At 40.5% G+C, this 1,717-nt stretch carries 3 protein-coding genes; 2 read left to right on the top strand and 1 reads right to left on the bottom strand.

Annotated features, from left to right (window positions below):
* The first annotated feature begins 135 nt into the window (after nt 1-135).
* Nucleotides 136-486: an IS110 family transposase gene (locus BpJC4_RS17235; protein ID WP_172967583.1), complete on the top strand. Its 351-nt coding sequence runs from the start codon at nt 136-138 to the stop codon at nt 484-486.
* Between the two features lie 363 nt (nt 487-849).
* Here BpJC4_RS17235 and BpJC4_RS15690 read toward each other — a convergent pair whose 3' ends face one another.
* Entirely contained in the window at nt 850-1,047 is a 198-nt protein-coding gene (locus BpJC4_RS15690) for a hypothetical protein (protein WP_151698184.1), read from the bottom strand.
* An 86-nt stretch (nt 1,048-1,133) separates the two neighbouring features.
* Between BpJC4_RS15690 and BpJC4_RS15685 the strand changes: the two genes are divergently transcribed.
* The coding region (locus BpJC4_RS15685) for a transposase (protein WP_172968384.1) at nt 1,134-1,717 on the top strand (584 nt) is incomplete at its 3' end.

Genomic DNA, 1,717 nt, shown 5'->3' with positions numbered 1-1,717 from the left:
TCATGCAAGAAAATTCTGTCTATATCCATTTAAAGGTGTGAAAACTATTTAGGTGTGAATCAAATACCTATGAAATTTTGAGAATGAGTGAGATATCAAGAGATAATTGTACTATATTGAAGGAGGTTCAATCCAATGAAACTTTTTGTCGGAATTGATGTAAGCTCAAAGGACATGAAAGCCTGCCCTATGAATCAGGAAGGCGAAACGCTTAGCACCCTTACAGTTGCGAACAACTTGCCAGGTGCTACTGAATTGCGTGATGCCATTGTCCATACATCACGGGTTCACCATATCAAGATGATCCAAATTGGTATGGAAGCGACGTCTGTCTATAGTTACTACTCGAAAAAATATCGAGAAGTCCCTAAGCATCAGCACAAACGAGCCCTCGTCTTAACCGCAAGAAAACTCGTGCGCCTGATTGATGCGCTGCTACGCAACAATCAAATCTATGTGGCGCAAAAGGGAGAGGTGACACGATGAAGTAATTCCTTCATCGATACCCAATGACATAACTTCCAGATAATTAGGGCTTGCTGAATAAGCAAAAATTCCAGATTTGACAAGGGTTTTAGCCGCTTTTTCCGAATATAAAGTGTAAGGGTTTTTGGAAAATACGTGAAAAACCTTGCACTTGGAGGGCGTTTTAATGATCAAAAAACGGAGCATTAGTTAACTTTCTTAAAACGATTCTTTACTACCATCCAGCGGAAATTTAAATAGGGATTGCATCTGATTCCGTTCAGCAAGCCCTAATTACATACATCTGGAGGCTTGTTAAGTATTGCCTTCTTCAGCTTAATTGGCATGAAGAATTTCCAATTCAACTGTTTTTATCACTTGATATCACACCGTAAGACTTTTTGCACGCTTTTGGCTACCGCGCTTTGCTTGCTTCCCTGGATAAGGGGCAATCCCAAAAGTCGTTAAACCGGGTATATGGGCACCACTTTTTAGATACTTCTCATCAATAAATCCAAAGCTATATTTATAAGAAATCCTCATTTCAGTTTCGAGCAAACGATTCACCAATTCTAACTTCATAATCTCATTCTTCTTAAGGCTGTAGTGTTTTTGCTAACTTAAAATATCCAAAAGTTGACGGCGCAGGGTGTCCATATTTTGCTGGAGTGATTGCCCATTTAAAGAATAGTACAAATTATGGTGGGCTCCTCCTGTTTTTCCATTTTCTGGAACGTATGAAGATTGAACAGACTTTCCAGGATTTTGACTGTTTAAAGAAAGGCAATGCCAAGTACCCTCTAAGTAAAATATTTTTGTATCTGATTACGGGCTGGCTGGCAGATTGTTCCTACATGTTCCATTTCCGCTCTTTACAGAAAGATCCTTTGATCACTGCTTTCTTAGGCGAAAAATGCCCGCACTACACGCTTTTAAGCAAGGACTTATTAAGGCTGAAGAATGTTGAAGACGCAGCCATAGAATTTAAAGAACGGGAAATGGACATCCTCGAACCCTGGCTTGATTCTAATCTTATTCTGGATTTTGATTCAAGCGTGGAAACAGTCTACGGAAACCAGGAAGGTGCTAAAGTCGGGGCAAACTCTCATAAGCCAGGAAGAAAAAGTTACCATCCCCTCCTCGTTTTCGAAGGGAAATCCCATCTTTGTTTAAACGGAGTACTCAGGCCGGGTCATGTCCACTCCTCTGACCATGTGATCGAATTTGCCGAAGAAACCTATCGGTTGCTTTC

It is taken from the genome of Weizmannia acidilactici (genome assembly GCF_008974185.1).
GTDB lineage: Bacteria > Bacillota > Bacilli > Bacillales > Bacillaceae_C > Weizmannia > Weizmannia acidilactici.
This window is presented reverse-complemented; position numbering and strand designations above follow the sequence as displayed.